We start from the raw sequence: 16,879 nt of genomic DNA on the forward strand, positions 1-16,879 counted from the left end.
AAAACGGAGCGAAAGCGGCAAGAAGGCCAGACTATCGCTCCGTTTTGGTTTGCGCAATTGTCTTTACAGATTCATCATGCTGCGAAACAACTTCGTCTTCCCTCTGCTGACGGGAATTTCGGTCTGGCTGTTGTCGTTCATCTTGATCAAATACGTGTTGTTGAACCAGGGAATGATTTCTTTGATCTGACGCAGATTCAAAATATAGTTTCGGTGACTTCTGAAAAAATGACCAGAGCGGTTTAAAATAACTTCGAGTTCATTTAAGGAACGGTCCCATTTTTCGACGGTGTCCTTCGTCGCAATAAACAAGTCTCGCTCCCGGACAAAGGCAAAATAAATGCTGCTGACAGGGACAGGGATGATCTTGTTGTTTTTGCGGATACAGACCTGCTCGTCCAGAATTGCACCCAGCCCAGCATGGTCACCCGATGTGGGAGTGCGCTCGTATCCGTCCGGTTTATGCAAAAGGCTCTTCACTTTTTTGATCGCATCATCCAGCTGCGACTCCAAGATCGGTTTGGTGAGATAGCCAACAGCAGGAGTCGAAAAGGCTTCCAGTGCGTGCTCATGAAACGCGGTCGAAAAAACGATGAGCGGTGGCCGCGACAGCTGACTCAACTTTTGAGCAAATTCCAGGCCGCTCATCCCGGGCATTTGAATATCGAGAAAGAGAAGGTCAGGCTCCGAATTGACAATATGGGGAAGGGCATCAATCGGATTGTAATGGATGGAAATCACATCAATATCGATATACTTTTTCAGCAAATATTCCAATTCGGAACAAATAGCAGGCTCGTCATCGATAATCATCGTTTTCAAGAACATACGGATGCACATCCTTTCAAGAAGCAGTTAACGGGGCGGCAAAAGAAACGATCGTTCCGTCGCCAGGCGTGCTCTGGATTTGCAGACCGTACTCTTTTCCATAGATGGATTGCAGCCGCTGATGAACATTGGACAAGCCGATTCCCCGCGATTGATGATTCCAAATCTCAGCCAGGCGCTCTTCGCTGATTCCCACCCCGTTGTCTTCGATGCTGATTTTTACGTCATGACCGGACTCCTCTACACGTATCGTGAGGACGCAGTCGCTGATTTTGGGGAACAGGCCGTGGTGAATGGCGTTCTCGATGATTGGCTGCAGCGTCAGGATCGGCAGCCTTCGATCGAGCAGGGCTTCATCTATTTCCATGTTCACCTTCAGGCGGTTGGCGAATCGGACCTTCTCGATTTCCAGATAAGACGTAATCCCGTCCAGCTCTTCCTGCAAGCTGTGATAATTGCCTTTGCTTTTCAGATTGCGCCGGAAGATGTCGCTCAAATTGCCGATCAAGCTTCTCGCCTGTTCAGGGTTTGTCCGACAATAAGAGCTGATCGTGCCCAGCGTATTAAACAAAAAATGCGGGTTGATTTGCGCCTGCAGGGCATTTACCTCCGCTTGCTGCCGCATCTTGGACTGATGCTCGATTTCGGCCAGCTCGATTTGGACGGACAAGAGATTGGCCAAGCCGTCCAGCAATTTCTGGCTGGTCTGGGACGATTGGAAGGAAGCGCTTTTCAAGTAAAATTGCAGTGTCCCAATCGGTTGATTTTGATGGTACAAAGGCGCGGCGATCACCGACTTTAGACGAAGCGAGCGGGGAGTGGATGGATTTTTGTCCAGGCACACCAATGCATTTTGCGTCAAAACAGATTCCGCAACTTGTACGCAAAGCGTCTCTTTTTGCACATAGTTTTCCAAAACGGCGCCTTTCGCGGCCAAAAGCTTCTCCCGGTCTGTAATCGCAACAGCGTCGACCATGGCAATTTCACGGATGATTTCGGCCGTTTTTCCCGCAGAGGAGACAGTAAGTCCTGTCCGCAGGTGCGGCAGAGTCTGACTCGCGATGGACAGCGCCAGATTGGCACCCAAAGCGCCAGACTGGTCCTGCATCATTTTCATATTCAAAAAGATACGCGTGAAGATCAACAGTCCGATAACGGTCACGAGTGTCGTGGGAATAGCGATTTTCATTTCCAGCTCGAGTGCCGCCGAAAACGGTCTTGCGATGAGCAGCACCATCACTTTTTGAATCAGCTCGGCGACCAGGCCGACCAGCACGATATGCTGCCATTTCAAGCGAAACAGATTGATTTTGTTGCTGACCATTCCTCCGAAGACGCCTGCCATAACGGTCGAGATGGCACAGGCGGCAGCGGTAAAGCCCCCGATCGAATAGCGATGAATACCTCCTATGATACCTGCGATCAATCCGACCACGGGTCCCCCGATCAATCCTCCCACAACCGCTCCGACAATGCGTGTATTCGCGAGAGCATCATTGATGCGGATGCCGTGCTCCGTTCCAATCACAGATAGGAAGCCAAACAGCGTGGAGAGGATCACGATCCGCTTCCAGTCGTTTTTCCCGTACACAATGTTTCGAAAATAATCCAGCTGGCCGATGATGAGGGAGATCACCGCGATCCCGGATATGTTTTCCAGCAGTCTCAGTAGCATGGTGAAAGTCATAATAGCCCCCTTATGGTAAAGAGTAGCTCGATCAGGAATATTAATCAACGCCATTCAAATGGGATTATTGGCAGGTCAGCTGCCGTTTTTGACCACTCGGGACGAGTTGATAGATACCGGGAAAATGATCGATCTAAAATAAGGACAGTTCAGATTATTCGAATCCGTTTCGGGGGAAAATGAAATCCCTTTCAAAGCAAATGATGCCCCTCTTGCACATGCAAAGGTATTGTTTCATTTGCAAGCGGTTTCAATATCTCCGGCGCAGAAGGTTCGAAGCAAACAAGAGGAGGGTACAACAATGGCTCAATTGAGCGAACGCGAAAAGTCACGGCGTATCACAAGCAACATCTTTAAAGGCTCACTCGGAAACCTGATCGAATGGTACGACTGGTATGCCTATGCAGCTTTTGCGGTCTATTTTTCGTCCCAGTTTTTCCCGAAAGGAGACCCGACCAGCCAGCTCTTGAACACAGCAGCAGTATTTGCTATCGGATTTTTGATGCGTCCGATCGGGAGCTTGCTCCTAGGACGCTACGCTGACCGTCACGGCCGCCGTGCAGCGCTGACACTGTCTGTGACCATCATGGCCGGCGGATCTCTGGTCATTGCCTGTACGCCGGGCTACGAAACGATTGGCGTATTTGCTCCTATCATTCTCGTTTTGGCTCGTTTGCTCCAAGGGCTGTCGCTCGGTGGAGAGTATGGAACTTCCGCAACCTATCTGTCCGAGATGGCTGACAAAGGTCGCCGCGGCTTCTACTCCAGCTTCCAGTACGTTACACTGATCAGTGGTCAGCTGGTTGCGCTGGGTGTACAGATTATTTTGCAGCAAATCTTGAGCGAAGATGCTATGCATACATGGGGCTGGCGCATTCCTTTCGTGATCGGAGCCTTGGGGGCATTGGCTGTCCTGTGGCTGCGCCGTAGCATGGACGAGTCTGATCAGTTTGAGAAAATGGGAACGAAAAGCCGGGACAAGGCTGGTACCCTCAAAGAGCTGATGAAGCATCCGAAGGCAGTCATGGCAGTAGTCGGTCTGACTCTCGGGGGAACCATCGCTTTCAACACATACACGACTTATTTGCAAAAATTCATGGTGAATACGGTGGGACTGCCGAAAGAGGAAGTCAGCTGGATTAACTTTGTCGCCTTGCTCGTATTCGTCATCCTGCAGCCGATTGCCGGCGCGCTGTCCGACCGGATTGGCCGACGTCCACTGCTGATTGGCTTCGGGGTTTTGGGAACACTGTTTACCGTTCCGCTGTTCCTGCTCATGGAGCATACCAAAAGCCCGTACATGGCGTTCCTCTTGATGCTGATCGGTCTCATCATCGTCACAGGCTATACATCGATCAACGCGATCGTAAAAGCCGAGCTGTTCCCAACGGAAATCCGCGCTCTGGGTGTTGGCTTCCCGTATGGGGTGACCGTAGCGATCTTCGGAGGTACAGCGGAGTTCATCGCACTGTGGTTCAAAAGCATCGGGGTCGAGTCCCTCTTCTACTACTATGTAGCCGCTTGTGTTGCCTTGAGCCTCGTCGTCTACTGGCGCATGGGTGAATCCTCGAAGACTTCCAAGATCGAGGCTGAGCTCGAAGGCAAGCATACCGCATAATGGAAGAACGGAAAGCTTTCGTTCGTCATCAAAACAGTTAGGAACCGCCAGGAAGACCAGCCGCCATGCTTGTGGGCTGGTCTTTTTGCTGTGTCAAACCTGTGACAGAAACTGGATAATATCAGGGTGTTTTCTCCCCACTTTAGGGGATTTCCCCGAATTACTTCTGCCTCAGCCACGGGATAGAATGAAGGCGTAAAGGAACGACGCCATGAAAGGCACAAAGAAAGGAGGAGAGCACGATGGAGACGCAGACAAACAGCCCGGAAAAAAAGAAGGGTCACAAGCAGACGGGCCCGCAGACAGAACAGGAAAATCTCAAGGGTACGTTTGCCGCTGTGCTGATCGTCGGAGGAATCATTCTCCTCAGTTGGTTTGGTGTTTTTGGCCTTTTCCTAGAGCGTGCATAAGAGGGGAAGCGAAGGAGGGTACGTATGCATTTGCATCGGTTTGAAAAAATTTGGTTGATGCTGGGAGCAGGTGGGCTGGCCTTGTTTATCCTGCTGCTGTGCGTGAACGCATTTGCGATGGGGATGGCTCCGCCCAGCAATATGGAAATGATTGATCCGAAGAAGGTAGCAGAGACACCGCCTTTTGATAAACCAGGCTTGAAGCAGGTAGGAGATAAAGAATACGACGCCTACATGACGGCCTTTGCTTTTGGCTTTTCGCCGACCAAAATGGAAGTTCCGGTAGGCTCGACGGTTAATTTTCACGTGACGAGTCCAGATGTGATCCACGGCTTCCAGATTCCTGGTACGAACGTCAATTTCATGGTCATGCCGGGACATATCAACTCGGCGACATACACCTTTGACAAGCCAGGTGAGTACTTGATCATTTGCAACGAATATTGCGGCGCCGGTCATCAGGTGATGGCGACGACGATCATCGTGAAATAGAGCGAGGTGATTTTACATGGTAATCGCACGAAAGGTTGATACAGATAGACTGCCTTCTACTGTTGCCCGTCCGGCAGCACGTCTCGGATTGTCGTATATCTGGGTGGCGTACATTGCCTTTGGGCTTGCAGCGCTTGCTGGTATGGTGCAGGGCATGGTGCGCGGCGGGATCATGGAGCTTCCCAGCTGGACGAATTACTATCAGATCTTGACGGCCCACGGTGTGCTGATGGCACTTATTTTTACGACGTTTTTCATCGTTGGCTTTCTTCTGACAGGTGTAGCGCGCACAACTGGAGGTTCGCTTCACAAAACGGCACTCGGGTGGGGCTGGGCTGGCTGGATCCTGATGGTAGTCGGTACGCTGATGGCTGTTGTCACGATCCTGATGAACGAAGCTTCGGTCCTGTACACGTTTTATGCGCCGCTAAAAGCATCTCCGTTCTTCTACATCGGGGCAGCGCTTCTCGTCGTCGGCAGCTGGTTCGCAGGCTTTGCTGTCTTTGCCAGCTATCGCAAATGGAAAAAAGAGAATCCTGGAAAAATCTCTCCACTTTTTGTGTTCATGTCAGTGACGACGTTTGTGATGTGGATTATCGCGACGCTTCCCGTAGCGGTCGAGGTTATTTTTCAGCTAATCCCTTGGTCGCTGGGCATCTCGCCAACGATCAACATCATGCTGAGCCGTACCTTGTTCTGGTTCTTCGGACATCCGCTGGTTTATTTCTGGCTGATGCCGGCGTACATCGCGTGGTATGTGTGTGTGCCGCGGATTATCGGCGGGCATGTTTTCAGTGACTCGCTCAGCCGTCTCGCGTTTATCCTCTTGCTGCTGTTCTCGATTCCGGTCGGCTTCCACCATCAGCTGATGGAGCCAGGGATCTCGGCTGGCTGGAAAATGATTCACGTGACATTGACGCTGATTGTCGTCATCCCATCGCTCATGACAGCCTTCTCGATGTTTGCGATCTTCGAAACCACGGGACGCAAAAAGGGAGGAACCGGTCTCTTCGGCTGGCTGAAAAAGCTGCCCTGGACAGACGTACGCTTCTTCGCTCCGTTTGTAGGGATGCTCTTCTTTATCCCTGGCGGTGCAGGCGGTATTATCAACGCAAGTAACCAGATCAATGCGGTTGTGCACAATACGATTTGGGTTACCGGGCACTTCCACATCACCGTGGGAGCAGCCGTAGCACTTACATTCTTTGGGGTCAGCTTCTGGCTCATCCCTGTACTGACAGGGCGGACTCTTACGCGCACTGCCAATCGGATGGGGATGGTCCAAACCGTATTCTGGGCAGTAGGGATGTTCCTGATGTCGTTTGCCATGCACACAATGGGTCTCTCGGGAGCTCCACGTCGGACTGACTATACGACCTACATGGATCATCCGACGGCATTGGGCTGGATGGATTATCAACGGGTGATGGCTTTTGGCGGAGGACTGCTGTTTGTGGCAGCGATCCTGCTGATTCTCATCCTCGTGTACCTGACCTTCTACGCACCAAAAGGCTACACCGAGTATCCGATTGGGGAAACGGAAAAAGAGCAGCAGGTACCGCGCTTGCTGGAAAGATGGCCGGTATGGATTGGACTCGTCGCTTTCCTGATCGTGATGGCGTACGGTTATCCGATCATGGAGCAGATTCATCATCAGGCCCCAGGCTCGCCGCCGTTTAAAACGTGGTGATTCAAAAAATAATGGAACTCAAAAATCCACTCGTCTCATAAGAGCGAGTGGATTTTTCGTTGATCATTTAGTAGTAAAGGGCAGCCAATTCTGTAAAGGCAAGAATCAGATACCCGATGGCAAGCAGCCATAGAGCGAGCAGTCTGAGGTCTTCCTCTTCAAATGGCATGGGACTCCTCCTTTGTCTCTGGTTACTACCAAGGTATTCAAAAGGAGGGGCATTGGTTTAGCTTATGGCAGGTAAATCATCTTTCTCGTCATGCCGCCATCGACGATCAGCTCTGTGCCCGTAATAAAATCGTTGTCCTTCTGGGTCAAAAATAGGCAGGCGCGGGCAATGTCATCGGGTACACCGACACGCCCTGCTGGATGCTGGGCATGATCTTCGGGACGCAGAGCGGAGTAGTCGCCATTTTCGATCCAGCCTGGAGAAATTGCATTGACCCGGATACCGTCAGGACCGAGGGAAACAGCGAGTGCATGAGTCAAGGCGAGAATCCCGCCTTTGGAGGCTGCGTACGCTTCGCTATTGGGCTCAGACATGTGCGCACGCGAAGAGGACAGGTTGACAATGGCTCCTTTGCCCTGTCTTTTCATGATTTTGGCTGCCTCCCGCGAGCCGAGAAAGACGCTGCGCAGGTTGGTGTTGAGGATATGATCCCACGCTTCTACAGGGAGCTCGTAAGGGGATTCCCAAGTGGACAGCCCGGCGTTGTTGATCAGCACGTCCAATCGACCCCAGCGCGCGTCGACCATGTCCATCAGCTGTTCGATTTCGTGTGGCTGGCTGACATCTGTTTGGTGGAACGTGGCAGAACCAGTAGTAGCCGAGGAGGCTTGGATGGCTTGGGCGACAGCCTCTCCAGCTTCTCGGTTTCGTTCGGCGATGATGACATGCGCGCCATTGGCAGCGTACAAGGTGGCTACGGCACGTCCAATCCCGTTTCCGGCACCTGTGACGATGACAATGTTATCCATGAATGTCATGTTATTGTCCTCCTAACAATAGAAAAGTGAGATTGAAAAATATAGTTGCGAAAAATACCTAACTATAATAAAGTAAGTAATGTTCGTATTATGAATCAACTGTGTGAAACAAAAGGAGGCCCTCACATGCAAACAGATCAGAAATTAACAGCCGAACAGGCGATGGAAGCAAGACATAGCGTACGTAAATACGACCCGAATGTAGCGATCCCTCAAGGGGAATTGAACGAAATCCTGCGTCTGGCAGCTAGCGCGCCATCCTCATGGAACCTGCAGCACTGGCGCTTTCTGGTCGTAACCGATCCGGCTATCAAGCAAAAGCTGCTACCAATCGCGTACAACCAGCAGCAAGTCGTAGATGCCTATGCTACTATCATCATACTGGGAGATCTGGAAGCAGACAAGGCTGCGACTGTCGTGTACGACCAAGCGCTGGCAAAGGGTCTGGTACCTCAGCAAGTTCGCGATACGATGATTTCCCAAGTCGAGAATGCGTATAAAAACAATCCGGAAATGGCACGCGATGAAGCGATACGCAATTCCTCCTACGCTGCTATGCAGTTGATGCTGGCTGCCAAAGCGAAAGGCTATGACACTTGCCCGATGGGAGGCTACGACAAAGCGAAGCTCGTAGAAGCCTTGAACATCCCGTCCCGTTATATCCCATCGCTAATGCTCACTATTGGGAAAGCCGCCGTGCAAGCACATCCAACAGATCGCCTCGGATTAGACCAGCTGGTTATTGAAAACAGTTTCTAAAGAAAAAAAGGGAGCGCTAACGTTAAAATGTACCCTATAGAGTAGACACGTTAAAAAAGTCTACCTATAGGGTACTTTTCTGTATAATTAAGAAAAAAATCGGGGCTGGGGAAAGTATGAGCAAGAAGATATTTACGGAAAAAGAGATGAACCAACTAAAGCGAAATTCTCACATCAAATCAGTAAGTGCGAAGTCAATTACTTATACCGATGAATTTAAGCGTATTTTTATTGTTGAATACGAAAAAGGAAAATTTCCAAGACAGATCTTTGAGGAATATGGGTTTGATGTGGATGTAATTGGACCACAGAGAGTGAAGTCATCTGCAGATAGATGGCTTAACGCATACCGCGAAAACGGGTTGCTTGGGTTGCATGACAGTAGAACCGAAAACACTGGACGCCCTCGTGAAAAGGAACTGACTCTAGAGGAAAAGTACGCTCGTTTAGAGGCTCAAAACAACTTATTAAAAGCCGAAAATGAACTGTTAAAAAAGATTCGTATAGCAGAAAGGGGGCTGAAGGAAAGCCCGTAGTCCTGCCTCCTGACCAGAAATATATGCTTATCCGTTCCGTCATTGAAAAGTACCAGCTTAAACATATGGTGCGTTATCTTTGTGAAGTAGCAAGTGTGTCTCGTAGCGGTTATTATAATTATTTCTCGGCTAAGTCGCAGGAACAGAGAAAGAAAAAAGACCAGAAGGATGAAATTGCAAAAGAGATCATCTTAAAAGCCTTCCATTTTAAAGGGCGTAAGAAAGGGGCTCGTCAAATTAAAATGACCTTGGCGGGTCAATTTCAAGTTGTCTTCAATTTGAAGCGTATTCGGAGGATTATGAAGAAATTTGCCATCATTTGTCCCATTCGAAAGGCAAATCCATATAGACGAATGATGAAAGCCACACAGGAGCACCGAGTTGTACCCAACCTTTTAAACCGAAAATTCAAACAAAATATTCCTGGGAAAGTGCTTTTAACGGATATCACCTATCTATATTACGGCAAAGGTCAAAAAGCCTATCTATCCACGATAAAAGATGGTTCGACCAATGAGATCTTGGCCTACCATGTGTCAGACCGTATCACCATGGACTTAGCTACGGATACCCTTCTCAAATTAAAAAAGAATCGAAACTTTAAGAGGGCAAAAGATGCCATGATCCACTCCGACCAGGGAACGCATTATACTCACCCTGACTTTCAGAAATTGGTGAAGAAACTTACATTGTGCCAATCGATGTCAAGACGAGGGAATTGTTGGGATAACGCCCCTCAGGAGTCCTTTTTTGGTCATTTTAAAGACGAAGCCTCGATTAAGAAATGTACGAGTCTTGAAGAATTAAAACGTGAAATTAAGCATTACATGACGTACTACAATCACTATAGATACCAATGGAATTTAAAAAAGATGACCCCCGTTCAATACAGGGATCATCTACTGAGAGCTGCCTAGACTTTTTAAAAGTGTCCTTTACAAAGGGTACATTTTACGTTAGCGTTTCCTTTTTCTACGTATATGAATTTATAAGCGATAGGCTTATGAATTCCGGAGCGCATAAAAAACTACCGCTAAAACGCGATCGCTCCTCTTTGAAAAGTCCTCGAAAGAGGTTTTTTTATGTAAACGAGATTCAACGATCAAACCTGAGCACGACTGAGTCTTGAATGGGCAGATAGCCAATCGCCTGATAGATCCGGTTTGAGGTCGGATTGGCGAGATCGGTGTAAAGGGAGCAGAACTGGTAGCCCGCATCCAAAAGCTGTTGACTGAGTATAGCGACGCATGTGGACGCGTAGCCATTTTTGCGCCTGCTCAGCGGCTTTTTGAGCCTGGACACCATGAAGTGATGCCCGCTGTTCCATGAAGCTTTGGCCTTTTCCAGCGCATCCACAGCGCGGGTAAAGGTCTGCCATTCCATGCGAATCCCTCCCGATTTGACCGATTCATACATGCTTTCATTAAAGATATCTGGTAATAAAAGGAGTGTCTAGTGGGTAGCACGCAAGCAAGCCCCATTTTCTACCATACGTGTAAATACGCATTCGCAACGATAGGTCGCTGGTCATTCTGGGCTGGAAAAATCGCCTGATTACCTTCTCCGTCCGCTTGGCGCCGCGCAAGCTTGTGACTGCGATCGCGCGTCGGGTACAGAGCAAGGTGTAGGCAGGGAGAGTCGCGGCTCTTCCTACCCTTTTGTCGTTATGTTTATGGCCTTGGCTGCTGGGAGCTCGACTGTGATCGTAGTTCCTTCTCCGAGCGTGCTGTTGACGTACAACCGCCCACGATGCAGCTCGACGATTTCCTTGCAGATGGCTAGTCCCAGTCCACTTCCGGACTGCTTGGATCGACCCTTGTAAAACTTCCCGGTAATATGAGGGAGGTCGTCTGCATCGATGCCCTCGCCGGTATCCCCAACGGAGATCATCAGTCTGCCGCCGGATTCCGTGGCGGTAACCGTGATGGTGCCGTCGCGGGGGGTAAATTTGAAGGCGTTGTCGAGCAAATTGACAAACACCTGCTTGAGACGGTTGAAATCGCCCATGATCGCGAGGGGAGCAGGGGGAATCTCCAGCTGGAGCGCCACCTGTTTTTCCTGGGAGCGAATCGCGAATTGCAGGTGAACGTCGTCTAATACCTCCCGCAGATCCATGCGCTCCAATGACAGCTTCATTTCCCCAGATTGAAACTTGGAGAAGTCGAGCAGCTCCTCCACGATTCCGATCAGGCGGTCCGTTTCCTTGGAGATGACCTCCAGCCCGAGCATCGTCTCTTCAGGCTCCTCCAGCCCTCCCGAGATCAGCGTTTCGCCCCAGCCTTTGATGGACGTCAGCGGGGTGCGCAGCTCATGGGAAACGGAGGAGATAAAGTCGTTTTTCAGCTTTTCATTTTTCCCGATCTCCGCTGCCATGTAGTTAAATGTCTCAGCGAGTGTGCCTACTTCGTCGTCGTAGCGTTTGGCGGCACGAGCCGAGTAGTTTCCTTTTGCCATTTGGATCGCGGCTTTGGTCAGGTCCTCGATCGGGTCCACGATACGCTTGGCGATGATCAGGCTGAGGGCAAAGGCAAAGAACACCACGCCCGCACCGACACCCGCTCCGTACAAAGCAATCTGGTTGACGGCGTGATATAGCGGCTCGGCTGAAATCGTATAGCGCAGGACCCCGGCATATTCCCCTTGGAAGGTAAGCGGCGTGGACACTGCGATGACGCGTTCGCGAGTCTGCGGGCTTTTCCCCACATGAATCCCTGTCAAGCCCCTCAGAGCATCGGAAACATCAGGTGTATCAATGATTTCTCCTGTTTGAAAACCGTATGAGTTCAAAATGACCTTTCCACTTACATCGAGCACTTCGATTTTTGCATACTCTTCGTTCGAGGCGTTCTCCAAAATGTAGCGCGCCTTGTCTTTGAGGCGATAGCCGGTAGCGTACTTGTTGATAAAATTGGTATAAGTCGTGGAGCGGGTCACCAACGCTTCGGTAGCTGTGCCGAAGTAGTAGGTGTGCACGGCCCAGTAAAACAACCCTTCCAGCACCAGAACGATCAAGAGCAGGATCAGGCCGAAATAAACAATCAGCCGGGTCCTAATTCCCTTCATCGGTAACGTCCTTTCGCCATAGGTAGCCATAGCCCCATACCGTCTCCAGGAAGGCGGGGTGGGCGGGATCGTATTCGATTTTTTGGCGGATGCGGCGAATGTTGACATCGACGATTTTCAAGTCGCCGACGAAGAATTGACCCCATACGGCAGTCAGAATTTCGTCGCGGCTGATCGCTTTGTTCGCATTCTCCGCCAGCAGCTTGATAATCGCAAACTCTTTGGGGGTCAGGACGATTTCCTGATCCTTTTTGATCAGCTTCCGTTCATCCAAAAGCAGCGTAAAGGGATGAATGTCGATTTCATTTTTTTCAACAGGAGCCTCGATAGGGGTTAGCCGGCGGTGCAGCGCTTTTACACGCGCCAACAGCTCTGCCGGACTGAACGGCTTGCTTACGTAGTCGTCGGCCCCGAATTCCAAGCCCATTACTTTATCGAGCTCCTGGCTTTTCGCGGTCAGCATGATGATCCCGAGGCGAGGATATTTTTTGCGCAGCAGACCGCATACCTCGAAGCCGTCCATGCCCGGCAGCATGACATCCAGGATCGCGATCTCCAAATTCTGTTGGCTGTCCGCAAGCGCCAGTGCTTCTTCCCCAGTCGTTGCCTCCACGACTTCAAAGCCTTCCCGCTTCAGGTTGATGCGGACAAAATCGCGAATGGACTTTTCATCTTCCAGCAGCAGCACTTTCATCGTGTTCGCTCCTTTCCTGTATAGCTTGTGACGATTGTCGCTCCTCGATTAAAGGGGAATCCGCAACGGGCGGTAAAGCTGACGGATCTCATCCTGTGTCAGTAGCATCGCCTTGTACTTCTGCAAGGAGGCGGAGTCCAGATCTGGCGTTCCCTGAGGGGAAATCGCTACGAGTACCTGCTTTCCCTCTTCTTTCAGCAAGACATAAGGAGCATGCTTTTGTTTGAGCTGGTCCTCGACCTGGCTCCAGGACTTTTGCGGGATCGTATGCAGAGCAAGCAGCTCCGCTTTTGCCTTCGTTTCCTCGTCAAAATAGAGCAGGTGAATGATGGGAGAATCGGACTCTTGCCCGATTTCGATCGTGTATCGATCGCCCCATTTTTTTGGAATGCGAAAATCGATGGCATTTCCGTAATTTTGGTAATGGTCTTCGACGTGAGTCAAGCCAAAAGCCCCATCCCAACGGTAATAGGACGATATCCACGGGATGGCCACCATAGGCAGATCGTCCGTGCTTTTTGGCTGCGTACTTACGCCGATCTCGATGATTCCATCGCCATTGATGTCCTCGCTGTACAACGGATAGGGCTTGAACGTCAAATCCATCTGTCCCTCGACTTTTGCCAGCGGATTGCGCAGCTGCCCGTTCTCCAGCAGCAAGAGATCGGTCGAAGCCGAATGCGCACCAAGCCCTGCTTCCACGAACAATCCGTTCTGCTTCTCGGAGGCTTTCCCGATCAATGCCTGTTCATAGCCATTTACCCCGCCATCGAGGGCGAGCTCTACGATCTTGTCGAATTTGTCATGGGACACCCCGTAGATTTGCGCCTGGGAAGTCAGATTGTTGTGGTCATGGATCACGAGAGCGAGCTCCGCCTGATCGTCTCCCGTCAAATCACCAACGGCCAAGACGGAATACGTCTGCTTCAACAGCTCCTTCAGGTTCCCTTCTGCGAGGGAGAAGACAGAAAGCTCTTTGTTCAGATCGTCACCTCCGCCAAAACCGATCAGCATTTCGGGGATGTGGTCTCCCGTCATGTCCAAAAATTGAACGTAATCAAGCTCGCTCCCAATGCCTGTATAGGTGGCTACCTTTGACCAGCTGCCTTGCTTTTGGGAGAGGATCAATACGCCGATTTCATAGTCGGTTTTTTCCGACTTGTAAAAGGCAGTGACCTCTGGGGAGCCATCTCCGTTCAAATCCTGCAGCGAAACGGCACTAGACTCGTCAGGATGCAGGGGGACAGTCAATTGAGAGCCGGGCGGCAAAAACTGCATTACCGCCTGATTGATCGATTGCTGGTCACCATCTGCGGAAGGTGCCCGCATCAATTCGTTAGGCGTATCGGTTAGACCGCATCCACTCAGAAGTGTGGAGGTGATTGCGGCAGCGTATAGCCATGCCTTTTTCATGAGGAAGATTCCTTTCTGCTCTTAGGTCGATTGACTCTATTGTAGCCTGACAGACTCATAAAGTTGTTGCAAACCGGTTAAAAAACCCCTGCGTGACCTATGTGCCAAGAAGTATCCGTTTTTAGAGGAAAGCCTGGATCTGCTCATCTGATAAAAAAGAACGAAGAAAACAGGAAAATATTACTTGCAACATTTGGCTTATCCCACTCGTTAAGAATACGAAAGGGAAGGGTATACATGGGTGTAACGATTTGGAAATAGACAAAAGAACCCGGTAGAAGGAGGACGATAGTATGAAAGCATGGTATAAATCTTTGGTGGCTGTCGCATGCAGCGGCGCAATTCTCTTTGGCGCGGGCCTGGGGGCTGATCCGGTTCAAGCGAAAGCAATCAACACGCAGTCTTTTGCATCCGTTGTCCTATTGCCGCCTCAGACGAACATTCCATTTCAGATTCAATTTGTGGATGGCTTCAAGGTCAATGTGACGAACGGTTTGACAAAAGCAGTCAGTACCTTTGATGTGTCTGCCAATAAAGCGACATATGTACGACAAGGAGTGTACCAAGGAAACGGCAAGCTGGCAAAGAAAATGAACGGTTTCTCGCAAAAGCTGGCCCAGCTGATCCCGTACTATGATGCCAATGGCAATCTGCGCTGGAAAGGTCAGCAAATCATTTGGGGCGTAAACGGGGAAGACCGCATCGCCGTCGCGACCAGCGTCTGGAACGTCGTAGATCAAAGGCCGCAGCTGCTCAGCGTTTCTCTACAAAAGGCGGACTGGGACAACTTGCCGTCCACGGAGGTAGATGTCAACAGCGGCTTCAGCATGGGGAAAGACATTACCTATGTACTGGACACAAAGTACGCGGATGTGACAGGGGATGGTGTGAAGGACCACATCTTCTTGATCGGAGATAAAATGGGCAGCGCCATGAACCTGCGAGCAGATCATCTTCGCGTCGTCGTACGTGAAGGGGAGTCCAACCAGCAAACCTTCATTTCCGTAGGTCAACGGGACAGCGGCCATCTGCCAAAGCTCGCGATCGCGCATGGCAATCCGGATGGAATCAAAGACATCCTGGTAACCATGCCAAATGCAACGGGGGATACTTACAGCCTGTTAACCTGGAAGGACAACCGACCTGCGGCAATCGTAGACCAAGCGCAGCTGAACGCACGAAGCGTTTATCAGCCCGTCATCGGTGCTTACGGGGAAGCGGTTGCGATGAAAAAAGGGAAGTAATTCAAAAGAACCAAGATCTCCGGAAGGAAGGAAAGCTCCTTTTTCACGATGTGAAGAAGGGGCTTTTTGTTTTTATGCCAGAAAGAATAGCCAAACCTGCCTTTTGGCGCTTCGCTAAGCGATAAAAAGTGATTAAATCGTAATTGTTACGTTTTATCTTGACATCCTTATCCGAGTGGGTGTAGGATAATCAACAAATCGTAATTGTTACGATTTAAAAAACTCTCAAGGAGCGAATAAAAGAATGACAGACAAACGGATACCCGTTACGGTCTTGAGTGGCTATTTGGGAGCGGGCAAGACAACCCTGCTCAATCATGTGTTGAACAATCGCGATGGGCTGCGAGTAGCCGTTATTGTTAACGATTTAAGTGAGGTAAATGTAGATGGTGCTCTCGTTTCACAAGGGGGGGGGATCTCTCGAGTGGAGGAAAAGGTAGTGGAAATGTCCAACGGATGCATCTGCTGCACACTGCGAGAGGATTTGCTGACAGAAGTCGAGCGACTGGCTTTGGAAGGGCGATACGATTACATACTGATCGAATCGACTGGCATCGGTGAGCCAGTGCCTGTTGCACAAACCTTCACGTATCTGGACGAGGAAAATGGAATCAATCTCTCTGCCCACTGCCGCTTGGATACGATGGTAACAGTCGTGGATGCGTATCGCTTCTGGCATGACTTTTCCTCGGGAGAAAGTCTGCTGGACAGAGAGCAGGCCGTAGGGGAGGAAGACACCCGCGAAGTGGTCGATCTGCTGATCAGCCAAATTGAGTTTTGCGATGTCCTCATCCTGAACAAATGCGATCTGGTTGACCCAGAGGATCTGCAGCAGCTGGAAGGAGTTCTGCGCAAGCTGCAGCCGAACGCCCGGCTGATTCGCTCCAAACGGGGACAGGTAGAGCCACACGAAATTTTGAATACAGGCCTGTTTGATTTTGAACGTGCCAGTCAGTCGGCGGGCTGGATTGCCGAGCTGCAAAAAGAGGAGCATACACCAGAGACTGATGAGTACGGGATTTCCTCTTTTGTCTTTCGTGCAAGACGCCCCTTGCATCCCGAACGCTTTGGGAAATGGCTCAGCCAATGGCCGGAAGAAGTCGTCCGGGCAAAAGGCTTCTTTTGGCTGGCGACACGCAATGATGTGGCCATGACGCTGAGTCAGGCTGGGCCTTCGATCGAGGTGGGAGTTGCCGGGCTTTGGACAGCAGCGCTACAGGAAGCAGAAAGACAAATTCTGCTCGCCGAAGATCCAGAGTGGCAAGCAGGATGGGATCCCGAGCATGGAGATCGAATCAATGAGCTTGTCTTTATCGGCATCGACTTGAACCGGGAGCAGATCGAGGACCAATTGCAGATGTGCCTGTTGACCGACGAGGAGTTCGCGGCTGATTGGTCGCTGCTTCCGGATCCGTTGCCTACGGCTGACACCGTCGTAGAGACAATGACTTCCTGAGG

15 protein-coding genes are annotated in these 16,879 nt (G+C 50.5%); 8 read left to right on the plus strand and 7 right to left on the minus strand.

What is annotated here, in order from left to right; all coding sequences use genetic code 11:
* Positions 1-63: 63 nt before the first annotated feature.
* On the minus strand, positions 64-828 hold the full coding sequence (locus ACLIN2_RS02370; RefSeq protein WP_122960079.1) for a LytR/AlgR family response regulator transcription factor: 765 nt from the start codon (positions 826-828) through the stop codon (positions 64-66).
* Positions 829-844: 16 nt separating this feature from the next.
* On the minus strand, positions 845-2,515 hold the full coding sequence (locus tag ACLIN2_RS02375) for a LytS/YhcK type 5TM receptor domain-containing protein (protein ID WP_122960080.1): 1,671 nt from the start codon (positions 2,513-2,515) through the stop codon (positions 845-847).
* A 301-nt stretch (positions 2,516-2,816) separates the two neighbouring features.
* On the opposite strand from ACLIN2_RS02375, the gene ACLIN2_RS02380 reads away from it, so the two are divergent.
* From ACLIN2_RS02380 to ACLIN2_RS02395, 4 genes are all read left to right on the plus strand, one after another.
* Positions 2,817-4,133, plus strand: coding sequence for an MFS transporter (locus tag ACLIN2_RS02380; protein WP_411503135.1), 1,317 nt, complete (start codon positions 2,817-2,819; stop codon positions 4,131-4,133).
* 242 nt (positions 4,134-4,375) lie between these two features.
* A complete protein-coding gene (locus ACLIN2_RS02385; RefSeq protein ID WP_092270656.1) occupies positions 4,376-4,543 on the plus strand; it encodes a cytochrome c oxidase subunit 2A in 168 nt (55 codons plus the stop codon).
* Positions 4,544-4,567: 24 nt separating this feature from the next.
* The gene (locus ACLIN2_RS02390; RefSeq protein WP_122925645.1) at positions 4,568-5,035 is read left to right on the plus strand and encodes a cytochrome c oxidase subunit II; all 468 of its coding nucleotides are present in this window, start codon (positions 4,568-4,570) and stop codon (positions 5,033-5,035) included.
* A gap of 16 nt (positions 5,036-5,051) precedes the next feature.
* Positions 5,052-6,725: a b(o/a)3-type cytochrome-c oxidase subunit 1 gene (locus tag ACLIN2_RS02395; protein WP_400586947.1), complete on the plus strand. Its 1,674-nt coding sequence runs from the start codon at positions 5,052-5,054 to the stop codon at positions 6,723-6,725.
* Positions 6,726-6,956: 231 nt separating this feature from the next.
* Here the strand turns inward: ACLIN2_RS02395 and ACLIN2_RS02400 are convergent, their stop codons facing one another.
* Positions 6,957-7,712, minus strand: a complete 756-nt coding sequence (locus tag ACLIN2_RS02400; protein ID WP_411503136.1) for an SDR family NAD(P)-dependent oxidoreductase — start codon at positions 7,710-7,712, stop codon at positions 6,957-6,959.
* A 126-nt stretch (positions 7,713-7,838) separates the two neighbouring features.
* Here ACLIN2_RS02400 and ACLIN2_RS02405 point away from each other — a divergent pair, with 126 nt between their 5' ends.
* Positions 7,839-8,471, plus strand: a complete 633-nt coding sequence (locus tag ACLIN2_RS02405; RefSeq protein ID WP_122925648.1) for a nitroreductase family protein — start codon at positions 7,839-7,841, stop codon at positions 8,469-8,471.
* 116 nt (positions 8,472-8,587) lie between these two features.
* A protein-coding gene (locus ACLIN2_RS02410) for an IS3 family transposase (RefSeq protein WP_411502445.1) occupies positions 8,588-9,924 on the plus strand; the annotation gives its coding sequence in 2 pieces (ribosomal slippage) (positions 8,588-8,981 and positions 8,981-9,924; 1,338 coding nt in all).
* 178 nt (positions 9,925-10,102) lie between these two features.
* On the opposite strand, the gene ACLIN2_RS02415 is transcribed toward ACLIN2_RS02410, so the two are convergent.
* From ACLIN2_RS02415 to ACLIN2_RS02430, 4 genes are all read right to left on the minus strand, one after another.
* Positions 10,103-10,390 carry a GNAT family N-acetyltransferase gene (locus ACLIN2_RS02415; protein WP_411503137.1) on the minus strand — a complete coding sequence of 96 codons (288 nt, stop codon included), beginning with the start codon at positions 10,388-10,390 and terminating at the stop codon, positions 10,103-10,105.
* 267 nt (positions 10,391-10,657) lie between these two features.
* On the minus strand, positions 10,658-12,070 hold the full coding sequence (locus tag ACLIN2_RS02420) for an ATP-binding protein (protein ID WP_411503138.1): 1,413 nt from the start codon (positions 12,068-12,070) through the stop codon (positions 10,658-10,660).
* Positions 12,057-12,764: a response regulator transcription factor gene (locus tag ACLIN2_RS02425; RefSeq protein ID WP_328211390.1), complete on the minus strand. Its 708-nt coding sequence runs from the start codon at positions 12,762-12,764 to the stop codon at positions 12,057-12,059. Before ACLIN2_RS02425 ends, ACLIN2_RS02420 begins: the two co-directional genes overlap by 14 nt.
* Before the next feature lie 48 nt (positions 12,765-12,812).
* Complete coding sequence (locus ACLIN2_RS02430) at positions 12,813-14,177, minus strand: VCBS repeat-containing protein (RefSeq protein WP_411503139.1); 1,365 nt, start codon at positions 14,175-14,177, stop codon at positions 12,813-12,815.
* Positions 14,178-14,470: 293 nt separating this feature from the next.
* Between ACLIN2_RS02430 and ACLIN2_RS02435 the strand changes: the two genes are divergently transcribed.
* Together ACLIN2_RS02435 and ACLIN2_RS02440 are read left to right on the plus strand one after the other, a co-directional pair.
* On the plus strand, positions 14,471-15,421 hold the full coding sequence (locus ACLIN2_RS02435; RefSeq protein WP_411503140.1) for a hypothetical protein: 951 nt from the start codon (positions 14,471-14,473) through the stop codon (positions 15,419-15,421).
* A 244-nt stretch (positions 15,422-15,665) separates the two neighbouring features.
* Positions 15,666-16,877, plus strand: coding sequence for a GTP-binding protein (locus ACLIN2_RS02440; protein WP_411503141.1), 1,212 nt, complete (start codon positions 15,666-15,668; stop codon positions 16,875-16,877).
* Positions 16,878-16,879 lie beyond the last annotated feature (2 nt).

The sequence above is a fragment of the Brevibacillus centrosporus genome (assembly GCF_046622605.1).
Lineage (GTDB): Bacteria > Bacillota > Bacilli > Brevibacillales > Brevibacillaceae > Brevibacillus > Brevibacillus centrosporus.

Coding starts and splice junctions, on each gene's coding strand:
- ACLIN2_RS02375 (WP_122960080.1), bottom strand. CDS start 2,515: ATGACTTTCACCATGCTACTGAGACTGCTGGAAAACATATCCGGGATC.
- ACLIN2_RS02395 (WP_400586947.1), top strand. CDS start 5,052: ATGGTAATCGCACGAAAGGTTGATACAGATAGACTGCCTTCTACTGTT.
- ACLIN2_RS02430 (WP_411503139.1), bottom strand. CDS start 14,177: ATGAAAAAGGCATGGCTATACGCTGCCGCAATCACCTCCACACTTCTG.
- ACLIN2_RS02435 (WP_411503140.1), top strand. CDS start 14,471: ATGAAAGCATGGTATAAATCTTTGGTGGCTGTCGCATGCAGCGGCGCA.
- ACLIN2_RS02440 (WP_411503141.1), top strand. CDS start 15,666: ATGACAGACAAACGGATACCCGTTACGGTCTTGAGTGGCTATTTGGGA.
- ACLIN2_RS02385 (WP_092270656.1), top strand. CDS start 4,376: ATGGAGACGCAGACAAACAGCCCGGAAAAAAAGAAGGGTCACAAGCAG.
- ACLIN2_RS02400 (WP_411503136.1), bottom strand. CDS start 7,712: ATGACATTCATGGATAACATTGTCATCGTCACAGGTGCCGGAAACGGG.
- ACLIN2_RS02425 (WP_328211390.1), bottom strand. CDS start 12,764: ATGAAAGTGCTGCTGCTGGAAGATGAAAAGTCCATTCGCGATTTTGTC.
- ACLIN2_RS02420 (WP_411503138.1), bottom strand. CDS start 12,070: ATGAAGGGAATTAGGACCCGGCTGATTGTTTATTTCGGCCTGATCCTG.
- ACLIN2_RS02415 (WP_411503137.1), bottom strand. CDS start 10,390: ATGGAATGGCAGACCTTTACCCGCGCTGTGGATGCGCTGGAAAAGGCC.
- ACLIN2_RS02405 (WP_122925648.1), top strand. CDS start 7,839: ATGCAAACAGATCAGAAATTAACAGCCGAACAGGCGATGGAAGCAAGA.
- ACLIN2_RS02380 (WP_411503135.1), top strand. CDS start 2,817: ATGGCTCAATTGAGCGAACGCGAAAAGTCACGGCGTATCACAAGCAAC.
- ACLIN2_RS02390 (WP_122925645.1), top strand. CDS start 4,568: ATGCATTTGCATCGGTTTGAAAAAATTTGGTTGATGCTGGGAGCAGGT.
- ACLIN2_RS02370 (WP_122960079.1), bottom strand. CDS start 828: ATGTTCTTGAAAACGATGATTATCGATGACGAGCCTGCTATTTGTTCC.